Raw genomic sequence first — 18,058 nt, 5'->3', positions numbered from 1 at the left:
TGACGATGCGTAAGTTTCTTGGATTTACCGTGCTGGCTGCCGCGCTGGCGATCAGCGCGTGCAATACGGTCGAGGGTGTCGGCCGTGACGTCGAATCGGCGGGCGGTGCCGTCGCCGACGCTGCCGACGACAGCAAGTAACCGGATATCGGGCCGGAGCGTGGCACGGGTGCCAAGCCCTGCTACGCTCCGGCCAACTCAAGCCGGCGCGGCGTCGCTGTCTTCGCCGGCACCGTTGTTGGCCGCCCGCCGACGTTCCGTCAGCCAGATGCCGATCAGCGCAAGCTCGTAAAGCAGCACCATCGGCACCGCGAGCAGGAACTGCGAACCGATATCCGGCGGCGTCAGCACCGCCGAAATCCCGAACGCCGCAACGATCGCATAGCGCCGCGCGCTGACCAGTTGCTTGCGCGTCACCACGCCCGCCCGTTCCAGCAGCATCAGCAGCACCGGCAGCAGGAACGAAACGCCGAATGCGAACAGGAACTGCATCACGAAGTCGAGATAATTGCCGACCGACGGCAATGCCTCCTGGCGCACGCCGCCCCCCAGGTCGCCCTCCAGCCCCAGCAGAAAGTTGAGCGCGACGGGGATCGCGAAATAATAGGCCAAGGCGGCGCCGGCGGTGAAGAGGACAGGTGTCGCGAGCAGGAACGGCAGCAGCGCCCGCTTCTCGCTGCGGTAGAGCCCCGGGGCCACGAACTGCCACAGCTGGTTGGCGATGATCGGAAAGGACAGCATCATCGCGGCAAAGAACGCGACCTTCACCTTGACAAAGAACGCCTCGAAAATCTGGGTGAAGATCAATCGGTCCTGACCCGCGTCTGCCAGCGGATGGACCAGGAATCCGAAGATCGGCTTGGCGAAATAAAAGGCCACGCCAAAGAAAAGCAGCAACGCAAGCACGCAATACAGCAGCCGCCGCCTGAGTTCGATCAGGTGGTCGAGCAGCGGCGCTTCGGTGTTGTCGATGTCCCTCAACGCGGATCGGCTCCGTCGTCGGGATGGCGCGCCGGTGCGGGCGCGGCCGAAGCGGTCTCATCGCGAATGATCGGCTGGGCCACCATCTGGGGCCCCGTATCCTCGCCCGTGGCGGTCGCGGCATCCGGCGCGGGCAGCTGGCCCGCGGTCGGCGGATGCTCGCGCATGATCCGCGCGTTTTCCGCCGCCCACTTCTTTTCCATTTCCTGAAGCTCGGCCTCGCGCACCATCGCGTCGAAGCCCGAGCGGAACTGGCGCGTCACCGCCCGCATCTTGCCGACCCATTTGCCGACGAAACGCATCGCCTTGGGCAGGTCCTTCGGACCGATGACGAGCAGCGCCACGACCGCGACGACCAGCAATTCGGTGGGCGCTACATCCAGCATCAACTTATCCGCACATTCGGCTGCCGATCAGCAGCGGGCGAACCGCCGTTCAGCGTTCTTCGCGAGTCCGTTCGGCGTCGCGATCGAACGTCGGGTCGGTGGCGCGCTTGCCCTCGATCCGGGTCGGCTCGGGGGTGGAATCGTCCTCGGCCATCCCCTTCTTGAAGTTCTTGATGCCCTTGGCAACGTCACCCATCAGGTTGGAAAAGCGGCCGCCGCCCAACAGCAGGATCGCGACGACACCGAACACCAGCCAGTGAACCAGGCTGAAACCACCCATGACGATTCTCCTCGAGTCCGCGCCTCTCTACGCTTCCTCATCCATATTTGCCAGATCGGCATCGCCGAGCGCGAGATCAATGGGATCGAGCAGCCCCGCGGCGCGCAGGTCGTCGATCCCGGGCAGGTCGCGCCGGCTCGCCAACCCGAAATGGGTCAGGAACGCCGGGGTGGTGGCATAGGTGAGCGGGCGGCCCGGCACCTCGCGCCGCCCGGCGGGACGAATCCAGCCCGCCGCCATCAGGACGTCGAGCGTACCCTTGGAAATCTGGACGCCGCGGATCGCCTCGATCTCCGCGCGGCTGACCGGCTCGTGATAGGCGATGATCGCCAGCGTCTCGATCCCGGCGCGCGACAGTTTGCGCGGCTCTTCCTGCTCGCGGCGCAGATAATGGGCGAGGTCGGGCGAGGTCTGGAAATGCCAGCGCTCGCCGCGCATGACCAGCTCCACGCCGCGCCCTTCATAATCCTGCGCCAGCGCGGCCAGCGCGGCCGCGACGTCGACATCGCCGCCCACATGACGGCGCAGATCGGCGACGCTCAGCGGCTCGGTCGCGGCGAACAGCACCGCCTCCACCGCGCGCATGGCTTCGTCAGGCCGTTGCATCGGCCGCCTTCAGATAGAGGGGCGCGAACGGTGCCTGCTGGCGCAGTTCGACCCGCCCCTGCCGCGCGAGCTCGAGCGCGGCGACGAAGCTGGATGCCAGCGCCGAACGGCGATAGCCGGGATCGCCCGGCGCATCGGGCAGGAACGCCTCGATCCGCGCCCAGTCGATCGTCGTCCCGATCAGCGCGCCGATCCGCCCGATCGCCGTTTCCAGCGTCATCACCGCGCGCGGCTGGACCATGTGCAGCACCGGGCGGGTCCGCGCGGCCACCCGGCCATAGGCGGCAATGACATCGTAGAGTTCGGCGTGCCAGCGGATCTGGCGGACGTTGCGAAGCCCCTGCGGCGCGCCGCGCAGAAACACGTCGCGGTCAACCCGGTCGCGCGCCAGCAGCCGCGCTCCCGCCTCGCGCATCGCCTGCAGCCGTTCGAGCCGGGCCTGCAGGCGCATCGCCAGCTCCTCGGGGCTGGGCTCGACCTCGGGGTCGCTCGGCAGCAGCAGCGCGGATTTGAGATAGGCGAGCCAGGCCGCCATCACGAGATATTCCGCCGCGACCTCGAGCCTGAGCATGCGCGCATCGCGGATGAAGGCCAGATACTGATCGACCAGCGCCAGGATTGAGATCGCCTTCAGGTCCACCTTCTGGCTGCGTGCCAGCGTGAGGAGCAGGTCGAGCGGCCCTTCCCAGCCGTCGATATCGACCGTCAGCGTTTCGCCGGCGGCGACGTCGGGCAATTCACGCCGCCATCAGCGCGTCGCGACGCGCCAGCAGCCCGTCGAGCGACGCCGTCTCGGCCGGACGACGCATCGCCATCGCCCGGTCGAGCCGGGCATGGCCCTGCGCGCCCATCGGCGACAGTCGCCCGGCAATTTCGACCATCTCGTCCATCCGCGCCCAGCAATCGAGCACCACGTCGCAGCCCGCGGCGATCGCGCGCGCCGCCTTCTCGCCCGCGGTGCCGGACAGCGCCTTCATGTCGATATCGTCGGTCATCAGCAGGCCGTCATAGCCGATCGCCCCCCGGATCACCTGTTCGATCACCGTCGCCGAAAGGGTGGCGGGGTTGGCCGCGTCCCACGCCTCGAACACGACGTGCGCCGTCATCGCCATCGGCGCGAGCGGGGCAAGCGTGCGGAACGGTGCGATGTCGGCGGCCAGCGCGTCGGCATCCGCCCTGACCACCGGCAGTTCATGATGGCTGTCGACGACGGCGCGGCCATGCCCGGGCACGTGCTTCATCACGCCGAGCACGCCGCCCATCGCCAGCCCCTCGATCACCGCGCGGCCGAGCGCGGCGACGCGCATCGGATCGCCACCCAGCGTCCGGTCGGCGACGGCGGGGGTGGTATCGGGCTGACGGATGTCGAGCAGCGGCAGGCAGTTCACGTTGATGCCGACCTCCGCCAGCGTCAGTGCAATCGCGTGCGCGTTGGCGCGTGCCGCCTCGATCGCGCTGGCAGGCGCTTCGTCATATCGCTCGGCAAAACGCGCGCCGGTCGGGAATGCCGGCCATTCGGGCGGCGTCATCCGCGCGACCTTGCCCCCTTCCTGATCGATCAGGATCGGCACCTCGTCGCGGCCGCTCAGCGTTCTCAGGCTGTCGGTCAGCGCGCGCAACTGCGCGCGATCGCCGATATTCCGCTTGAAGAGGATGTAGCCGAGCGGGTCGCTGTCACGAAAGAACGCGCGCTCGTCGTCGGTCAGGGTGAGGCCGGACAGGCCGTAGATCACGGGAAGCATGGCGTCATCCTAACCCGTTTTGGACCGCGGACAAGATCGCGATTCATCCCGCGCGACCGGCCTTCAATTCGGGCGCGGCCAGGCCCGCCACGGCCCGTGCGCGCAGCCATTCGACCGCGGCGTCATGGATGCCGGGCGCGCTGGCCAGCACGCCGAACGCCTCGCCGCGCGGCGTATTGAAGCGCAGCTTGCGCCCCAGCGCGTCGGTGACGATCGCGCCGGCCTCACGCGCGATCAAGACGGCGGCGGCAATGTCCCATTCCGCGCCCCAACGCAGCGTCGCCAGCAGATCCGCGTCGCCCGCGGCGATCATCGCGATCCTGAGCGCAATCGAGTTCGGCTTGGCGACCGCGACCAGGTCCATATCGGCACGCGGCAGCTGATCGGTCGGCACCCGCGCACCCGCGAGCAGATCGCGCGCGCTCGCCTGGACTGCCCGATCGCCGCGCCACGCCCCCCGCCCCCGTTCCGCGCGCCAGCTTTCGCCCCGCGCCGGGGCCTCGAGCACCGCGACCACCGGCTGGCCGCGATCGACCAGCGCGATCGATACCGCCCAGCCATCGCGCCCGCGGACGAAATCGCGGGTGCCGTCGATCGGATCGACCACCCATACACGCTGCGCCCGCAGCCGCGACGAATCGTCGAAAGTCTCCTCCGACAGCCAGCCGGCGTCGGGCAGCAGCGCGGCGAGCCGCGCGCGCAACAGCCGATCGACGGCCAGATCGACCTCGGACACGGGATTGCCCGGCGATTTCTCCCAGCGTTCAAAATCGCCGCGCCAGCGCGACATGGCCAGCCGCCCGGCCTCCGCGGCAATCGCGCTGACCCGTTCGGCCAGCGTTTCAGCCACCGGCGACCGTCATCGCGTCGATGCGCAGCGTCGGCACGTTGATGCCGTAGCGAAACTCGAGATCGTTGGCAGGGGTGAGCGCGGCGAACATATCCTTGAGGTTGCTGGCGATCGTGATCTCCTCCACCGGCGCGCCGATCGTGCCGTTCTCGATCACGAAACCCGACGCCCCCCGGCTATAGTCGCCGGTCACGCCGTTCACCCCCTGTCCGATCAGCGAGGTGACATAGATGCCGCGTTCGATGTCGGCGATCAGCGCGTCGGGCGGCACCATGCCGGGTTCGAGATAGAGGTTGGTCGTCCCCACGCCCGGTGCGCCGGACAGGCCGCGTGATGCATGACCCGTGGGCTCAAGCCCGAGTTGCCGCGCCGACGCGCTGTCGAGCAGCCAGGTCTGCAGCACCCCGCGATCGACGATCCGCGTCGGCGATACCGGCAGCCCTTCGCCATCGAAAGGCCGTGATCGCAGGCCATGGGGCAGATGCGGATCGTCGACGATGCCGATGCCGCTCGCGAAGATCTGGGTCGCCAGCGCATCGAGCAGAAAGCTGGTCCGGCGCGTGATCGCGGTGCCCGCAATCGCGCCGACCAGATGGCCGAGCAGGCTGCCGCCGACGCGCGGATCGAACACGACCGGCATCGTGCCGCTGGCGATGCGTACCGGGTTCAGCCGCCTGACCGTCCGCTCGCCGGCACGCCGCCCGACCATCTCGGGCGCTTCCAGCCGCTTTTCGTGGCGCGCGGAATGAAAAGCATAGTCGCCGCGCATGTCGCCGGTTGGCCCGGCGTGGACGCTGGCCGATACGCCATAGCTCGTCGCGCTGTAGCTGCCCGCAAAGCCATGACTGGTCGCGAGCGCGACCGTCGACCGGCCGAAGCTGGCGCTGCCACCGTCGCTGTTGGTGATCCCCGGCACCGCGCGCGCGGCGTCCTCCGCCGCAAGGGCGCGCGCCTTGAGCGTGGCTGGGTCCCCCTCGCCCCCATCGTCAAGGTCGAGGAGCGGCGGCGCCCCATGCAACAGGCGATCCGCCGGCGCCAGGCCCGCCCAGGGGTCTTCCGGCGCGGCGCGCGCCATCGCCACGACGCGCCCGGCAAGCTCGCGCAGCGCGTCGTCGGACAGGTCGGCGGTGGAAACGCTGGCCGACCGCTGGCCGACAAAGGCGCGCAGGCCTAGCTCGGCACCTTCGGACCGCCCCACATCCTCAAGCTTGCCGAGCCGCACCGATACCGACACCGATGTGTCGGCGATCAGCACCGCATCGGCGGCGTCGGCACCGGCGGCGACGACCTGGGTGATCGCGGCGGCGGCACGATCCTGGGCAATTTGGGGGGTCAGCATCGCAGCGACTTAGGAGCGCGGGGCGCGATCGTCAAAGCCTCGCCGTGGTCCCGACGACGAACGCGGCGGCAAACATCAGCAGCCCAGCGGTGCGGTTCGACCGGAACCGCGCCAGCGCGCTCGCGCCGTCGTCGCGGTCGAGCGTCACCACCTGCCAGCCGAGATGCAGCGCCGCCGGTGCCAATGCGGCGATCGCCAGCGGATCGGGCCGGATCGACCAGAACGCACCCGCCCAGAATGCGAGCGCGAGCGCGTAGAACAGCCCAACCCCGCCGCGCACGCGCGCGCCCAGCCGCCGCGCCGACGATCGCACGCCGACCAGCGCGTCGTCCTCGACATCCTGCAGCGCATAGATCGTGTCGTAGCCGATCACCCACGCGATCGCGCCGGCATAAAGCAGCGCGCCGGCCCAGGTCAGGCCACCAGCGACCTCCACCCACGCAACGGGCGCAGCCCAGGCAAAGACCAGGCCGAGCCACGCCTGCGGCCACCAGGTGATGCGTTTCATGAACGGATAGGCCGCCACCAGCCCCAGGCTCGCCAATGCGACGAGGCGCGACGGCCAGCCGAGCTGGACCCATACGACCAGGCCGATCAGGCACAGCGTCGCCAGCCAGAGCCATGCGGCGCGCAGCGACACCGCGCCGCTCGCGAGCGGGCGGCTGCGCGTGCGCGCGACGCGGGCGTCGAGATCGCGGTCGACGATGTCGTTATAGACACAGCCCGCACCCCGCATCGCAATCGAGCCGAGCAGGAACCAGGCGAGCAGCGGCCAGCGGTCGACGACACCGCCCGCCAGCGCGATCGCCCACGCGCCGGGCCAGAACAGCAGCCACCAGCCGATCGGCCGGTCGAAGCGGGCGAGCAGCGCAAACGGCCGCGCGCGCGCCGGCAGGACGCGCAGCATGCCGAGCGACTGGCTGTCGGGCGGGGTTTCAACGGCCTGGGACATAAACGCTGGTCGGTGTCTCCTGCGAGGGCGGCGTCATGCGGCGATGTCGCGCGCGGCGCTTATCATGCCGGCACGACTTCGCACCACCTCGCGCACGACAAAGGCGAGCCGCCGGGTGCAAGGCGGTCAAAGTCGCGCTAAGGCGACCCCCATGCCCGCTACCCCCGCCTGGCCACCGCAATCGACGCCGCGCCTGTTCGTCCCCGCCCCGCTCGCGAGCGGCCAGCACCTGACGCTCGACGGCGCGCAGGCGCATTATCTGATCGCGGTCATGCGGCTCAAGGCGGGCGACCCGATCAAGCTGTGCGACGATGCGACGGGCGAATGGCTGGCGGTGGCCGAGTCGGTCGGCAAGCGCGCGCTGGACGTCGCGGTGCGCGAGCAGCTGCGCGCGCGCGAAACCGTGCCCGACCTGTGGCTGTGCGCCGCACCGATCAAGAAGGGTCGCATCGACTGGGTGATCGAAAAGGCGTGCGAGCTTGGCGTCGATCGCATCCGGCCGGTACTGACCCGGCGCAGCGTCGTCGACAAGCTCAACCTCGACCGGCTCGGCGCGCACATGGTCGAGGCGGCGGAGCAATGCGGCCGCACGGCGCTTCCCCGCCTGCTCGAACCGGTCAAGCTGCCCGCGTTGCTCGCCGACTGGCCGGCGGACCGCGCCTTGTTCTTTGCCGACGAGAGCGGCGGCGTCCCGGCGCTCGCGGCGATGCGCGCGCATCGCGGACCTGGCGCCATCCTGATCGGTCCGGAGGGCGGCTTCGACGCGGGCGAGCGCGACGCGATTTTGACGACGCCGGGTACCGTCGGCATCGCGCTCGGCCCGCGCATCCTGCGCGCGGATACCGCGGCGGTTGCGGCGATCGGGCTGTGGATGGCGGCTGCGGGCGACTGGTCCTGAGATTGCGCTAGCGCACCAAACCGACCGGGAGTAAGGGCGCGCCATGAGCACCAAGACGGTTTCGGATCGCAACGCAGCGGTGATCGAACAGCGATCGCAACTGATCGACTATTTCGCCGGCGGCGAGAAACCCCGCGAGCGGTGGCTGATCGGAACCGAGCATGAAAAGTTCGTCTATTCGATCGCCGATCAGCATGCGCCGAGCTATGACGAGCCGGGCGGCATCCGCGACCTGCTGATCGGCCTGATCGAGTTCGGCTGGAAGCCGGTCGAGGAAGGCGGCAAGGTGATCGCGCTCGCCGGTCCCGACGGCACGGTCAGCCTGGAACCCGCCGGGCAGCTCGAACTGTCGGGCGCGCCGCTCCAGCATCTGCACCAGACCTGCGCCGAAACCGGCCGGCACCTGGAGCAGGTCAAGGCGGTCGGCCAGCGGCTCGGCATCGAATTTCTGGGGCTGGGCATGTGGCCCGACAAGACGCGCGCCGAGCTGCCGATCATGCCCAAGGGCCGCTATGCCATCATGCTGCGCCACATGCCGCGCGTCGGCACGCTGGGGCTCGACATGATGCTGCGCACCTGCACGATCCAGGTGAACCTGGATTATTCGTCCGAAGCCGACATGGTGAAGAAGTTCCGCGTCGGGCTGGCGCTGCAACCGCTCGCCACCGCGCTGTTCGCCAATTCGCCGCTGACCGAGGGCAAGCCGAACGGCTATCTGTCCTACCGCAGCCATATCTGGTCGGACACCGATCCGGCCCGCACCGGGATGCTGCCCTTCGTGTTCGAGGACGGCTTCGGCTATGAACGCTACGCCGACTATGCGCTCGATGTGCCGATGTATTTCGTGTTCCGGGACGGCAAATATATCGATGCAGCGGGCCTGAGCTTCCGCGACTTCCTCAACGGCGAGCTGTCGGTACTGCCGGGTGAAAAGCCGACGATCGACGACTGGGCGGATCACCTGTCGACCGCCTTTCCCGAAGTGCGGCTAAAGACCTTCCTGGAGATGCGCGGCGCCGATGGCGGGCCATGGAACCGCATCTGCGCGCTGCCGGCGTTGTGGGTCGGGCTGCTTTATGACCAAGGCGCGCTCGATGCGGCGTGGGATCTGGTCAGGGATTGGGGGATCGAGGATCGCCAGACGTTGCGCGACGCGGTGCCCAGGCTCGCGCTCGACGCGCCGCTGCCCGGTGGCGGCAGGCTGCGCGATATCGCCGGCCAGGTGCTCGACATCGCCCATGCCGGGCTCGCTGCCCGCGCACGCCACAACGGCGCAGGCGACGACGAAACCGGCTATCTCGACCCGCTGCGCGAGATTGTCCGCCGCGGCAAAGTGCCCGCCGAACTGCTGCTCGATCTCTATCACGGCGAATGGGGCGGCGATGTCAGCCGGATTTACGAAGGGTCGCGGTTCTAGAGCGTGGACTGAAAAAACGGCCGGTCGGTACCCAACCCATTGCGGTTGCGAAGATAATCCGCCAAAATAGGGGGTGCGCAGTTTCATACTGATCGTATTGTTTCTGACGACGTCTTGCTCCCGCGAGACGTCTGTTACTACACAACGAGAGCGCCTTTATCTTTGGGTTTATGGAGCGGATGGCTACGTTCCTACGCAGTTCAATCCCGGTAATCGTTCAGCATCGGCCATTGAATTAGGCGAGGCGCTCCGAACTTGCGGCTCGACGGACTTCGAAATGGGGCTGTACGGCCTGGCCGGGGAGGAAGTGTCCGTTCCCTCTTCGACTAACGATGTGCGACTTGTGAACTGTGTCCGAGAGCGCGTGGCCTTCGGCTTCAATGCTAGTCGGGAGCTACCTTGGCGCTGGCGGAAAAGAGAGCGCGGCAAGCCGCTTGTTGATCCTGACGGCGCCTAACTGCTCAGTTCTGGCCGCCCAGCACTTGTGCCGAAAGCGTTTGCTAATTGCCTTATGATCTACGAGGGTTAGCGCCGAACGAGGACACGCCACCTATTCCGCCGGCACTTCGCCCATCCGCTTGCCCGGCCGTCCCGCCAGCCAGGCGAAGAAGCGCGGCACCGGCCCGTTGCGGGTCATCCAGTCGTAATATTCGCGATAGGCCGGGTCTTCGCCGAGATGCTTTTCCTCGGTCTTCGCGCGCCAGTAATAGACCGCGCTGACCGTCGCGAGCAGCACGGTGTTGCGCACCGCGTCGACCACGCTGTCGGTGGTCGCGAAGAAGGGCACCGTCGCCAGCCACCAGAACAGGTTCTTGGACAGATAGGCCGGGTGGCGCGTGATCGCGTAGGGTCCGTGGGTCAGAATGCCGCGATGGGTGAGGTTGGAAAAGCGGATGCCGAATGCCAGCGTCGCCCAGGCGTAGATCGCGGTCAGCACCACCAGCAGCGCGCCGATGATCCACAAGATCCAGGGCAAGCCCTGAAACCAGTAACTCCACTCGGCGGTCGCGGGATGATAGTCCAGCGGGCCGCCCTCGCGCATCAGCACAAAGGGCGGGTAGCAGATCAGCGCCGCGATCCATCCGTCGAAATGCGGGGTGGCGGTGCGGATATGCGCGTCGAGCGGCCGCATCGTCAGCACGTAGCCGCTGGTCGCCGCTGCGACATCGATCACGAACATGTAGGTGATCAGCCAGTTGGCGAGCGCGACCGGGTCGGTCCAGATGCCCGTCGTCTCGCGGCGGACGAAATCGGCAAATCCGCCCGGCACGATCGACAGCATGAAGGCGAGGAAAAACGCCTTGACCGCCCAGGCGCGCAGGTGACGCTTGATCGCTTCGCCGTCGACCGGCTCCTCCTTGCCGAGCAGCCAGGCGCCCAGTGCCCATGTGCCGTCGCGAGGTTCGACCAGGTAGCGGTCGAGCCACAGGACATAGGGAATCGACAGCACGATCATCGCCGGCGCGGCGACCATGAAGCATTGCATCGCGAACGCGTAGTTTCCCTGCCAGTACAGACGAACCACCGCATAGATCGCCGCAATGCCGGCCCAGGTGAGCCACAGCCCGGCGAGCTTGGTCATGCTGATCGCGCGCACCTCGCGCCACGGCCGGGGGCGCGACCAGTCGATACCGGTCGACGGGTTGCGATGCACCTTGTCGACGAACACCGACCACAGAACCATCGGCACCGCGCAGGCCAGCACGTTGGTCAGCGCCGAGAGCGGCCCCGCCAGCCCGAAGTGCCGGGCGATGATCGTCCACGCAATCAGTCCGCCCAGCCCGACCATGCCGACCATGTCCGATACCGCGGAGGCGGGGCGTGGATCGGCGGTCGCGGAGGCGATGGGCGCGTCGTGATACATGCCTGTCCGATTAGCCCCGAATGGTAAGCAAGCCGTGAAGGACGCCGGCGGTAGGACCCGCGCGGGGGTGCGCCGTGGCGCGGTCAGGCCAGCCCGGCGCGGCGGCTGGCGGCGTGATGCGCATGGCAGATGGCGACCGCGAGCGCATCGGCGGCGTCCGCTCCGGCGATCCTCGCGCCAGGGAGCAGGCGCGCGACCATGGCGTGGACCTGCGCCTTTTCGGCATTGCCGACCCCGACCACCGCCTTTTTGACCAGCCGTGCGGCATATTCGCCGACATCGATCCCACCACGTGCCGCCGCGCACAGAACCACTCCCCTCGCCTGACCAAGCTTCAAGGTCGACTGGGGGTTGGCGTTGACGAAGACTTCCTCGACCGCTGCCGCATCCGGCGCGTGCGCCGCGATCAGCGCGACGAGCATCGCATCGAGATGCGCGAGCCGCCGGGGCAGCGGGGCCTGCGCATCGGTTTTGAGCTGGCCGTTCGCCAGGTGCGACAGGCGGTTGCCTTCGGCGCGGATCAGGCCCCAGCCGGTCGTGCCGAGCCCGGGATCGAGGCCCAGGATCAGCATGGCTGTTCGTTGTGGTGGCGGGGTTTTTGGTTCGCGCGAAGGCGCGAAGGCGCGAAGGTCGGGTGGTTCACGCGGAGGCGCGGAGGGCACGGAGATGAGGCTCTGCCGCGGCAGCGGCTTTGCCCATTTCGACCGACGATTCTTGGACGACAGTTTAGGAATAAAGGCGCTACGCGCGTTCCTTGTTCATCTCCGCGTCCTCCGCGCCTCCGCGTGACAAAATCCTTCGCGCCTTCGCGCCTTCGCGTGAACCTGATCGGCCGCAAACTAGGCACGCGCCCCTCCACCACTCGCTGTGCGAGCGGCCCACCCCCCCGAGCGCGCTCGGGGAGGAATGGTCATCCGAGCTTTTCCATCACCTCGTCGGGCACTTCGTAATTGCCCCAGACGGTCTGGACGTCGTCGTCGTCGTCGAGCGCGTCGATCAGCTTGAACAGGGTCGCCGCGTCGGCCTCATCGACCGTCACCATCGTCTGCGGCCGCCAGGCGAGCTTGGCGCTTTCGCTTTCGCCCAGCACGGGCACCAGCGCCTTGGCGACTTCGTGCAGCGCATCCTGCGCGGTCCAGATTTCATGCCCGTCATCGGTCGACTGGACGTCCTCCGCGCCCGCCTCCAGCGCAGCCTCGAAGATCTTTTCCGCATCGCCCGCGCTGGCGGGATAGGTGATAAGGCCCATCCGGTCGAAGGCGTGGCTGACCGATCCCGGCGCGCCCAGATTGCCGCCATTCTTGCTGATCGCCAGCCGGACGTTGGTGACGGTGCGGTTGCGGTTGTCGGTCAGCGTCTCGACGATCAGCGACACGCCGCCGGGACCGAAGCCCTCATAGCGCACTTCCTCATAATTCTCGCCGCCGGCCGTCTGCGCCTTGTCGATCGCGCGCTGGATATTGTCCTTGGGCATCGACTGCGCCTTGGCCGCATTGACCGCGGCGCGCAGGCGCGGGTTCATGTCGGGATCGGGCAACCCGGACTTGGCCGCGACGGTGATTTCGCGGCTGAGCTTGGAAAACAGCGACGAGCGCTTTTTATCCTGCGCACCCTTGCGGTGCATGATGTTCTTGAACTTGGAATGACCTGCCATATTCGCTCTCTGTAACGCCCCTGGTCGCGCGGTTCAGCCGCTGACGGTGACCGCGGTGCCCGACACCGACACCATCAGCATCGACCCCTTGTCGCCGATGACTTCATAGTCGATGTCGATGCCGACGACGGCATTGGCGCCCTTTTCGCGCGCCTCGGCGGCGAGTTCGTCCATCGCCATCGCCCGCGCGTCGCGCAGCGGCCGTTCGTACGCATTCGACCGACCGCCGACCAGATCGCGGATATTGGCGAACAGGTCGCGGAACAGGTTGGCGCCCATGATGACTTCTGCGGCGACGACGCCGTGATAGGCGGTGATCACCTTGCCCTGGACGTCGGGGGTCGCGGTCAGGATCATGCGTAGAACTCCCGGATAGCGGCCTCAGGCGAGTCCGAGTGCCGCCTTGTAGGTCTCGAGCAGCGCTTCGGCTTCGTCGCGGTGGTGCTTTTCCATGCGGCGCAGGCGGATGATCTGGCGCATGGTCTTGACGTCAAAGCCGGTCGACTTGGCTTCGGCAAACACGTCCTTGATATCGTCGGCGATGCCGCGCTTTTCCTCTTCGAGCCGTTCGATCCGCTCGATGAACAGGCGCAGTTGTTCGGCCGACACATTGTCCGTCATGATGTTCCCGCTTGGCTGGAAGTGAATGGTTGCCGCGCGTCTAGGCGAACCGGGCCGCGCGGCGCAACCGCCCAGTCACAGCGACTTGTGGACAACCCCGTCGGCCATGACGAAATCGACGCGTTCCAGCCGGGTCACGTCGTCGAGCGGGCTGCCCGACACCGCGATCAGGTCAGCCTCGAACCCGGGCGCGAGCTGACCGAGCGTCGCGGCCTGGCCCAGCACGTCCGCCGCGCTGACCGTTGCGGCGCGGATCGCGTCGGCGGGCTTCATCCCGGCGGCGACCATCAGTGCGAACTCCTGCGCATTCTCGCCATGCGGCGAAACGCCGGTATCGGTGCCGAAAGCGATCTTGACCCCGGCGGCGATCGCCTTGCGGTGGCTTTCGATCGCGGCCGCCGCTGCCGCTTCCGCCTTGGGCACGGTGGCGGGCGGCAACTGCCCGGCGCGCGCCTGCGCCAACGCCGCCTGGGGCGCGAGCATGGTCGGGACCAGCCAGGTGCCCTTTGCCTTCATCAGCCGGATCGTCGCGTCGTCCAGGAAGGTGCCGTGATCGATCGTGTCGACGCCAGCCTCGACCGCCGCCTGCGTTCCTTCGGCGGCATGGCTGTGCGCGGCGACGCGCCGGCCGAGATTGTGCGCGGTGTCGATGATCGCGTGCATCTCGTCCGGCGTCATCGCGCGGCCCAGCCCGCCCGAGACGTTGGACAAGACGCCGCCGGTCGCGGCGAATTTGATATAGAGCGCGCCCAGCCCGACCTGCTGGCGCACCGCGCGGCGGCAATCCTCGACCCCGTTGCAGATGTTGATCTGCGTTTCCTTCAGCATCTCGGCAATGTCTTCGCGCGCGCCGTTGGTGCCGTCGCCGTGCCCGCCGGTGACCGAGATCATCTGACCGGCATTGACGATCGTCGGCCCCGCCACGTCGCCGCGCGCGATGCCGTCGCGCAGCGAGCGGATGCCGCGCGCATTGCCGCCCAGGTCGCGTACCGTGGTAAAGCCCGCGTCGATCGTCTTGCGCGCATTGCCGACCGCATAGAGCAGGTCGTCGGTCGTCTCGCGATTGAGCGCCGTCGCGCGCGCCTGAAGCGGATCGCCGCGATAGCCCCACAGATGGACGTGCAGGTCAATGAGGCCGGGCAGGACGAACTTGTCCTTCAGGTCGATCAGCTTCGCGCCAGTTTCCGGCGCGACGAACCCGTCGCGGACCTCGGCCACCTTGCCGTCGCGCACGATGATCGTGCTCGCCCCGCGCGGCGCCTGGCCTGGCCGGTCGAGCAGCTGGCCGGCGTGGATATAGGTGATCTTCGCCGCGGACGGTGCGCTCTGTGCCGCGGCCGGCGCCGTGGCGAGCAGGCTGCCGGCGAGCAGCGCGGTAGCGATCATGGCTTTCATCAGGCGTCCCCCAAGTTGCCGGGGGTCGCCGACGATTCAGCGCCCCGGTTCGGTCATGGCAGGTGGGTCGCTCGCCGGGAAGCTCGCGTCAAGCGCCACATCGAGCGCGGCGACGCGGTGATTGCGCGCAACGCTCGCCGCCATGCGCTCGATCTGCTCGGGCGTCGCCTCGGGCTGGCGCGCCTTCCACTGGGCATAGGGCATGCCATGGGTCAGCGCGCGCGCGGTGTCGCGGTCGATCGGCGCGCCGGTTTCCGCCGCCGCCTCGCCGATCCAGTCGGCCAGGCAGTTGCGGCAAAACCCCGCCAGACCCATCAGATCGACATTCTGCGCATCGTCGCGATGTTGGAGATGGCGCACCAGTCGTCGGAATGCCGCCGCCGCGACCGCATCGTCCAGCCGGTCAAGATCGTCCATCGCTGTCCTCCGCGGTTGATCCGCAACAAATATGGATTAGACGCGGGCAAGCACAAGCCAAGGACGCATCCTCCCCATGACCAAGGCCGCCCCCGTTCGATTCCTGCCCCCCCGCCTGCGCAAGGTTCGCGTGCTCGCGACGCTCGGCCCCGCGAGCAGCACGCCCGAAATGATCGAGGCGCTGATGCGCGCCGGCGCGGACGCGTTCCGCGTCAACATGAGCCATGGCGACCAGGAATCGAAAATCCCGGTGATCGAGGCGATCCGCGGGCTGGAAAGCAAGATCGGCCGGCCGACGACCATCCTCGCCGACCTGCAGGGTCCGAAGCTGCGCGTCGGCAAGTTCGCCGAGGGCAAGGTGATGCTGGAACGCGGCCAGACCTTCGTCCTCGATCGCGACAAGACGCCGGGCGACGCCCAGCGCGTCGAATTGCCCCACCGCGAGATTTTCGAGGGGATCGAGAACGGCGCGCGGCTGTTGCTCGACGACGGCAAGCTGGTGCTGCGCGTCACCGACCATGATCCCGATCAGATCATCACCGAAGTGATCGTCGGCGGCGCGCTGTCCAATTCCAAGGGGCTGAACGTGCCCGACGTCGTGCTGCCGCTGGCGGCGCTGACCGAAAAGGACCGCTCCGACCTCGCCTTCGCGGTCGACCAGGGCGTCGACTGGATCGCGTTGAGCTTCGTCCAGCGGCCCGAGGATCTGGCCGAGGCGCGGCGGCTGATCGGCGGTCGCGCGGCGCTGCTCGCCAAGATCGAAAAGCCGAGCGCGGTCGAGCGGCTGGAGGAGATCGTCGAGATGTGCGACGGCGTGATGGTCGCGCGCGGCGACCTGGGCGTCGAATTGCCGCCGGAAACCGTGCCGCCGATGCAGAAGCGCATCGTCGAGACCTCGCGCCGGCTTGGCCGCCCGGTGATCGTCGCGACCCAGATGCTCGAATCGATGATCACCGCCCCCACCCCCACCCGCGCCGAAGTGTCCGACGTGGCGACCGCGGTCTATGACGGCGCGGACGCGATCATGCTGTCGGCGGAAAGCGCGGCGGGCGCGTGGCCGGTCGAATCGGTCGCGATGATGGATGCGATCGCCCACGCCGTCGAAAGCGACCCCGCGCATGGCGACCGCGTGCACTTCACCGTGCTGCGCCCCGACCCGACCACGGCGGACGCGCTGGCCGAAGCCGCCAAGTCGATCACCGCGACGGTGTCCGCGCGGGCGATCATCTGCTTCACCATGTCGGGGTCGACCGCACGCCGCATCGCGCGCGAGCGGCCGTCGGTGCCGATCCTGGTGCTGACGCCAAAGGCGGAAACCGCGCGGCGGCTGGGCCTGTTGTGGGGCGTGCACGCGGTGCAGACCAAGGACGTCAACTCGTTCGAGGAAATGGTCGCCAAGGCCAAGCGCATGGCGCTGCGCCACGGCATTGCGGGCGCGGGCGAGCGCGTGGTGATCTGTGCCGGCGTGCCGTTCGGAACGCCGGGATCGACCAACGTGCTGCACGTGGTGGGGATTACCGGCGATGAGCTGAAGGGCTATCGGGACTGAAGCGTGCGCATCACCCGAACCGATAGGCGAGCGGGTGATCGACGAGGCGTCGGTCGCGCGTGAGCAGCCGCAGGCCGAGGCTCTGGGCCTGAAGCAACAGTAGCGCATCGAACGGGTCGTCGCTCGCGGACGGCGCATCGAGTGCGAGCGCGAACAACTCGGGATAGAGCGGTTCAACCCGAAAATCCGCGGCGCGTGCGAAGTCCAGCGCACGCGCCGGGCTGATCGCGCCCTTGCGATCCCCGCTCGGGTGGCGAAGCTCCCATTTCAGCTTGATCTCCCACAGCGACGCTGCCGAAATCCACGTCTCGCCAGCGTGCGCCGCCAGAAGGTCAAGCTCGCGGTCGGTGAGTATTTCCGGGCTGATCGCGAGCCAGATGACGTAATGCGTGTCAAGCAGCAGGCTCATCCGGCGTCGTGGCCGTCGTCATCGTCGAGGCGCAAGGCGGCGCGGCTGAACGCCGGATCGTCCATTTCCGGCGGCCAGGGATTTTCGTCGACGATGGCTAGACCCGCGACCGTCCGCGCGTGCGCGAGCCGGTCGAGAAAGGCCGGCGCATCAACCGGGTCAGACCTAGGTATCGCCAGCTCCACCACCGGCTTGCCATGCCGCGTGATGACCACCCGCTCGCCACGTTCGGCCGCAGCGATGGCCTCGGAAAATCGCGCACGGGCTTCGCGGATGGAGAGTTTCATTGGAGTGGCTCCAGCGGGGCGTGCCTACAGTAGTCACAATTTGCATTTCCGTCCAGACGGAGGCGTAAATCTCTTGCGAAACTGGGCCCAATTACGAAATCCTTGGCGCTTCGCCGCGGCATCTCGGGTGCGGGCAGGCGCTTTATAGTTTGCGCAAATGTGCTGTTCGGCCGTCGCATCAAACGGCGTGCCGTACATGGTTGCTGGAGATGGGCAAAAAGGCGTCGAAGCCTAACGAGCGACACCTTAACCCTTTAGCAACAAACCCAGATGGAGCTGTCAACTAGAACTGCGTCGCACTAGCCGCTTCTGAGTGAGATGCCAGAAAGTACCCTGTGGCGCCGGAACGAACACATTTCCTCTTGAACTGCGGGCTCAATATGTTGTTGCTGTTCTTTTAACGGCAACCTGG

General features: G+C 67.7%; 22 protein-coding genes. 4 read left to right on the top strand and 18 right to left on the bottom strand.

All coding sequences use genetic code 11. The features are described 5' to 3' along the window. The first annotated feature begins 5 nt into the window (after positions 1-5). On the top strand, positions 6-140 hold the full coding sequence (locus GO308_RS02840; protein WP_066482540.1) for an entericidin A/B family lipoprotein: 135 nt from the start codon (positions 6-8) through the stop codon (positions 138-140). Positions 141-197: 57 nt separating this feature from the next. Here GO308_RS02840 and tatC read toward each other — a convergent pair whose 3' ends face one another. Genes tatC through ubiA form a run of 9 tightly spaced genes read right to left on the bottom strand, consistent with a single transcriptional unit; the run spans position 198 to position 7,135 of the window. Beyond that, positions 198-980 (bottom strand): twin-arginine translocase subunit TatC, encoded by a 783-nt coding sequence (tatC, locus tag GO308_RS02835; RefSeq protein WP_240883737.1) that lies wholly within the window; start codon positions 978-980, stop codon positions 198-200. Beyond that, positions 977-1,366, bottom strand: a complete 390-nt coding sequence (gene tatB, locus GO308_RS02830) for a Sec-independent protein translocase protein TatB (RefSeq protein ID WP_066550503.1) — start codon at positions 1,364-1,366, stop codon at positions 977-979. The genes tatC and tatB overlap by 4 nt, the downstream gene beginning before the upstream one ends. 49 nt (positions 1,367-1,415) lie before the next feature. Continuing rightward, positions 1,416-1,646 carry a twin-arginine translocase TatA/TatE family subunit gene (locus GO308_RS02825; RefSeq protein WP_066482545.1) on the bottom strand — a complete coding sequence of 77 codons (231 nt, stop codon included), beginning with the start codon at positions 1,644-1,646 and terminating at the stop codon, positions 1,416-1,418. Between the two features lie 27 nt (positions 1,647-1,673). Next, positions 1,674-2,252 (bottom strand): SMC-Scp complex subunit ScpB, encoded by a 579-nt coding sequence (gene scpB / locus GO308_RS02820; protein WP_066550502.1) that lies wholly within the window; start codon positions 2,250-2,252, stop codon positions 1,674-1,676. Beyond that, positions 2,239-2,988: a ScpA family protein gene (locus tag GO308_RS02815; protein WP_240883736.1), complete on the bottom strand. Its 750-nt coding sequence runs from the start codon at positions 2,986-2,988 to the stop codon at positions 2,239-2,241. The genes scpB and GO308_RS02815 overlap by 14 nt, the downstream gene beginning before the upstream one ends. A gap of 1 nt (position 2,989) precedes the next feature. Then, on the bottom strand, positions 2,990-3,994 hold the full coding sequence (locus GO308_RS02810; protein WP_240883735.1) for a glycoside hydrolase family 3 N-terminal domain-containing protein: 1,005 nt from the start codon (positions 3,992-3,994) through the stop codon (positions 2,990-2,992). 43 nt (positions 3,995-4,037) lie between these two features. Continuing rightward, positions 4,038-4,844: a 3'(2'),5'-bisphosphate nucleotidase CysQ gene (locus GO308_RS02805; RefSeq protein ID WP_240883734.1), complete on the bottom strand. Its 807-nt coding sequence runs from the start codon at positions 4,842-4,844 to the stop codon at positions 4,038-4,040. Continuing rightward, a complete protein-coding gene (locus GO308_RS02800) occupies positions 4,837-6,183 on the bottom strand; it encodes a metallopeptidase TldD-related protein (RefSeq protein ID WP_240883733.1) in 1,347 nt (448 codons plus the stop codon). Before GO308_RS02800 ends, GO308_RS02805 begins: the two co-directional genes overlap by 8 nt. Before the next feature lie 31 nt (positions 6,184-6,214). Beyond that, complete coding sequence (gene ubiA, locus GO308_RS02795; protein WP_240883732.1) at positions 6,215-7,135, bottom strand: 4-hydroxybenzoate octaprenyltransferase; 921 nt, start codon at positions 7,133-7,135, stop codon at positions 6,215-6,217. 151 nt (positions 7,136-7,286) lie between these two features. Here ubiA and GO308_RS02790 point away from each other — a divergent pair, with 151 nt between their 5' ends. Together GO308_RS02790 and GO308_RS02785 are read left to right on the top strand one after the other, a co-directional pair. After that, the gene (locus GO308_RS02790; RefSeq protein WP_240883731.1) at positions 7,287-8,033 is read left to right on the top strand and encodes a 16S rRNA (uracil(1498)-N(3))-methyltransferase; all 747 of its coding nucleotides are present in this window, start codon (positions 7,287-7,289) and stop codon (positions 8,031-8,033) included. Between the two features lie 43 nt (positions 8,034-8,076). Beyond that, on the top strand, positions 8,077-9,450 hold the full coding sequence (locus tag GO308_RS02785) for a glutamate--cysteine ligase (protein ID WP_240883730.1): 1,374 nt from the start codon (positions 8,077-8,079) through the stop codon (positions 9,448-9,450). Positions 9,451-10,000: 550 nt separating this feature from the next. Here the strand turns inward: GO308_RS02785 and GO308_RS02780 are convergent. The 7 genes from GO308_RS02780 to GO308_RS02750 all read right to left on the bottom strand — a co-directional run bounded on the left by GO308_RS02780 (position 10,001) and on the right by GO308_RS02750 (position 15,401). Further along, positions 10,001-11,314, bottom strand: coding sequence for a DUF1295 domain-containing protein (locus GO308_RS02780; RefSeq protein ID WP_240883729.1), 1,314 nt, complete (start codon positions 11,312-11,314; stop codon positions 10,001-10,003). An 83-nt stretch (positions 11,315-11,397) separates the two neighbouring features. After that, positions 11,398-11,886: a crossover junction endodeoxyribonuclease RuvC gene (gene ruvC, locus GO308_RS02775; RefSeq protein ID WP_240883728.1), complete on the bottom strand. Its 489-nt coding sequence runs from the start codon at positions 11,884-11,886 to the stop codon at positions 11,398-11,400. Positions 11,887-12,224: 338 nt separating this feature from the next. Beyond that, positions 12,225-12,968, bottom strand: coding sequence for a YebC/PmpR family DNA-binding transcriptional regulator (locus GO308_RS02770; RefSeq protein WP_066550469.1), 744 nt, complete (start codon positions 12,966-12,968; stop codon positions 12,225-12,227). Between the two features lie 33 nt (positions 12,969-13,001). Then, on the bottom strand, positions 13,002-13,325 hold the full coding sequence (locus GO308_RS02765) for a heavy metal-binding domain-containing protein (RefSeq protein ID WP_240883727.1): 324 nt from the start codon (positions 13,323-13,325) through the stop codon (positions 13,002-13,004). Between the two features lie 24 nt (positions 13,326-13,349). Then, the gene (locus tag GO308_RS02760; RefSeq protein WP_066482577.1) at positions 13,350-13,589 is read right to left on the bottom strand and encodes a DUF2312 domain-containing protein; all 240 of its coding nucleotides are present in this window, start codon (positions 13,587-13,589) and stop codon (positions 13,350-13,352) included. A 75-nt stretch (positions 13,590-13,664) separates the two neighbouring features. Further along, complete coding sequence (locus GO308_RS02755) at positions 13,665-14,984, bottom strand: amidohydrolase family protein (protein WP_240883726.1); 1,320 nt, start codon at positions 14,982-14,984, stop codon at positions 13,665-13,667. Positions 14,985-15,020: 36 nt separating this feature from the next. Continuing rightward, complete coding sequence (locus GO308_RS02750; RefSeq protein ID WP_240883725.1) at positions 15,021-15,401, bottom strand: DUF1244 domain-containing protein; 381 nt, start codon at positions 15,399-15,401, stop codon at positions 15,021-15,023. Between the two features lie 76 nt (positions 15,402-15,477). Between GO308_RS02750 and pyk the strand changes: the two genes are divergently transcribed. Further along, positions 15,478-16,950, top strand: a complete 1,473-nt coding sequence (gene pyk / locus GO308_RS02745; RefSeq protein WP_066550461.1) for a pyruvate kinase — start codon at positions 15,478-15,480, stop codon at positions 16,948-16,950. A gap of 10 nt (positions 16,951-16,960) precedes the next feature. Here the strand turns inward: pyk and GO308_RS02740 are convergent, their stop codons facing one another. Both GO308_RS02740 and GO308_RS02735 read right to left on the bottom strand, forming a co-directional pair. Next, complete coding sequence (locus tag GO308_RS02740; RefSeq protein WP_240883724.1) at positions 16,961-17,359, bottom strand: PIN domain-containing protein; 399 nt, start codon at positions 17,357-17,359, stop codon at positions 16,961-16,963. After that, the gene (locus GO308_RS02735) at positions 17,356-17,646 is read right to left on the bottom strand and encodes a type II toxin-antitoxin system prevent-host-death family antitoxin (protein ID WP_240883723.1); all 291 of its coding nucleotides are present in this window, start codon (positions 17,644-17,646) and stop codon (positions 17,356-17,358) included. Before GO308_RS02735 ends, GO308_RS02740 begins: the two co-directional genes overlap by 4 nt. Positions 17,647-18,058 lie beyond the last annotated feature (412 nt).

Origin of the sequence: Sphingomonas sp. SFZ2018-12 (assembly GCF_022496715.1) — a bacterium.
In the GTDB taxonomy this organism is placed as follows: Bacteria; Pseudomonadota; Alphaproteobacteria; order Sphingomonadales; family Sphingomonadaceae; genus Sphingomonas.
This window is presented reverse-complemented; position numbering and strand designations above follow the sequence as displayed.

What these genes read in the sequence shown, in the direction of transcription:
- GO308_RS02840 (WP_066482540.1), top strand. Translation starts at nt 6, where the DNA reads ATGCGTAAGTTTCTTGGATTTACCGTGCTGGCTGCCGCGCTGGCGATC.
- GO308_RS02735 (WP_240883723.1), bottom strand. Translation starts at nt 17,646, where the DNA reads ATGAAACTCTCCATCCGCGAAGCCCGTGCGCGATTTTCCGAGGCCATC.
- GO308_RS02760 (WP_066482577.1), bottom strand. Translation starts at nt 13,589, where the DNA reads ATGACGGACAATGTGTCGGCCGAACAACTGCGCCTGTTCATCGAGCGG.
- GO308_RS02755 (WP_240883726.1), bottom strand. Translation starts at nt 14,984, where the DNA reads ATGAAAGCCATGATCGCTACCGCGCTGCTCGCCGGCAGCCTGCTCGCC.
- GO308_RS02770 (WP_066550469.1), bottom strand. Translation starts at nt 12,968, where the DNA reads ATGGCAGGTCATTCCAAGTTCAAGAACATCATGCACCGCAAGGGTGCG.
- ruvC (WP_240883728.1), bottom strand. Translation starts at nt 11,886, where the DNA reads ATGCTGATCCTGGGCCTCGATCCCGGGCTCGGCACGACCGGCTGGGGC.
- GO308_RS02810 (WP_240883735.1), bottom strand. Translation starts at nt 3,994, where the DNA reads ATGCTTCCCGTGATCTACGGCCTGTCCGGCCTCACCCTGACCGACGAC.
- GO308_RS02780 (WP_240883729.1), bottom strand. Translation starts at nt 11,314, where the DNA reads ATGTATCACGACGCGCCCATCGCCTCCGCGACCGCCGATCCACGCCCC.
- GO308_RS02785 (WP_240883730.1), top strand. Translation starts at nt 8,077, where the DNA reads ATGAGCACCAAGACGGTTTCGGATCGCAACGCAGCGGTGATCGAACAG.
- tatB (WP_066550503.1), bottom strand. Translation starts at nt 1,366, where the DNA reads ATGCTGGATGTAGCGCCCACCGAATTGCTGGTCGTCGCGGTCGTGGCG.
- ubiA (WP_240883732.1), bottom strand. Translation starts at nt 7,135, where the DNA reads ATGTCCCAGGCCGTTGAAACCCCGCCCGACAGCCAGTCGCTCGGCATG.
- pyk (WP_066550461.1), top strand. Translation starts at nt 15,478, where the DNA reads ATGACCAAGGCCGCCCCCGTTCGATTCCTGCCCCCCCGCCTGCGCAAG.
- GO308_RS02800 (WP_240883733.1), bottom strand. Translation starts at nt 6,183, where the DNA reads ATGCTGACCCCCCAAATTGCCCAGGATCGTGCCGCCGCCGCGATCACC.
- GO308_RS02740 (WP_240883724.1), bottom strand. Translation starts at nt 17,359, where the DNA reads ATGAGCCTGCTGCTTGACACGCATTACGTCATCTGGCTCGCGATCAGC.
- GO308_RS02825 (WP_066482545.1), bottom strand. Translation starts at nt 1,646, where the DNA reads ATGGGTGGTTTCAGCCTGGTTCACTGGCTGGTGTTCGGTGTCGTCGCG.
- GO308_RS02790 (WP_240883731.1), top strand. Translation starts at nt 7,287, where the DNA reads ATGCCCGCTACCCCCGCCTGGCCACCGCAATCGACGCCGCGCCTGTTC.
- GO308_RS02750 (WP_240883725.1), bottom strand. Translation starts at nt 15,401, where the DNA reads ATGGACGATCTTGACCGGCTGGACGATGCGGTCGCGGCGGCGGCATTC.
- scpB (WP_066550502.1), bottom strand. Translation starts at nt 2,252, where the DNA reads ATGCAACGGCCTGACGAAGCCATGCGCGCGGTGGAGGCGGTGCTGTTC.
- GO308_RS02765 (WP_240883727.1), bottom strand. Translation starts at nt 13,325, where the DNA reads ATGATCCTGACCGCGACCCCCGACGTCCAGGGCAAGGTGATCACCGCC.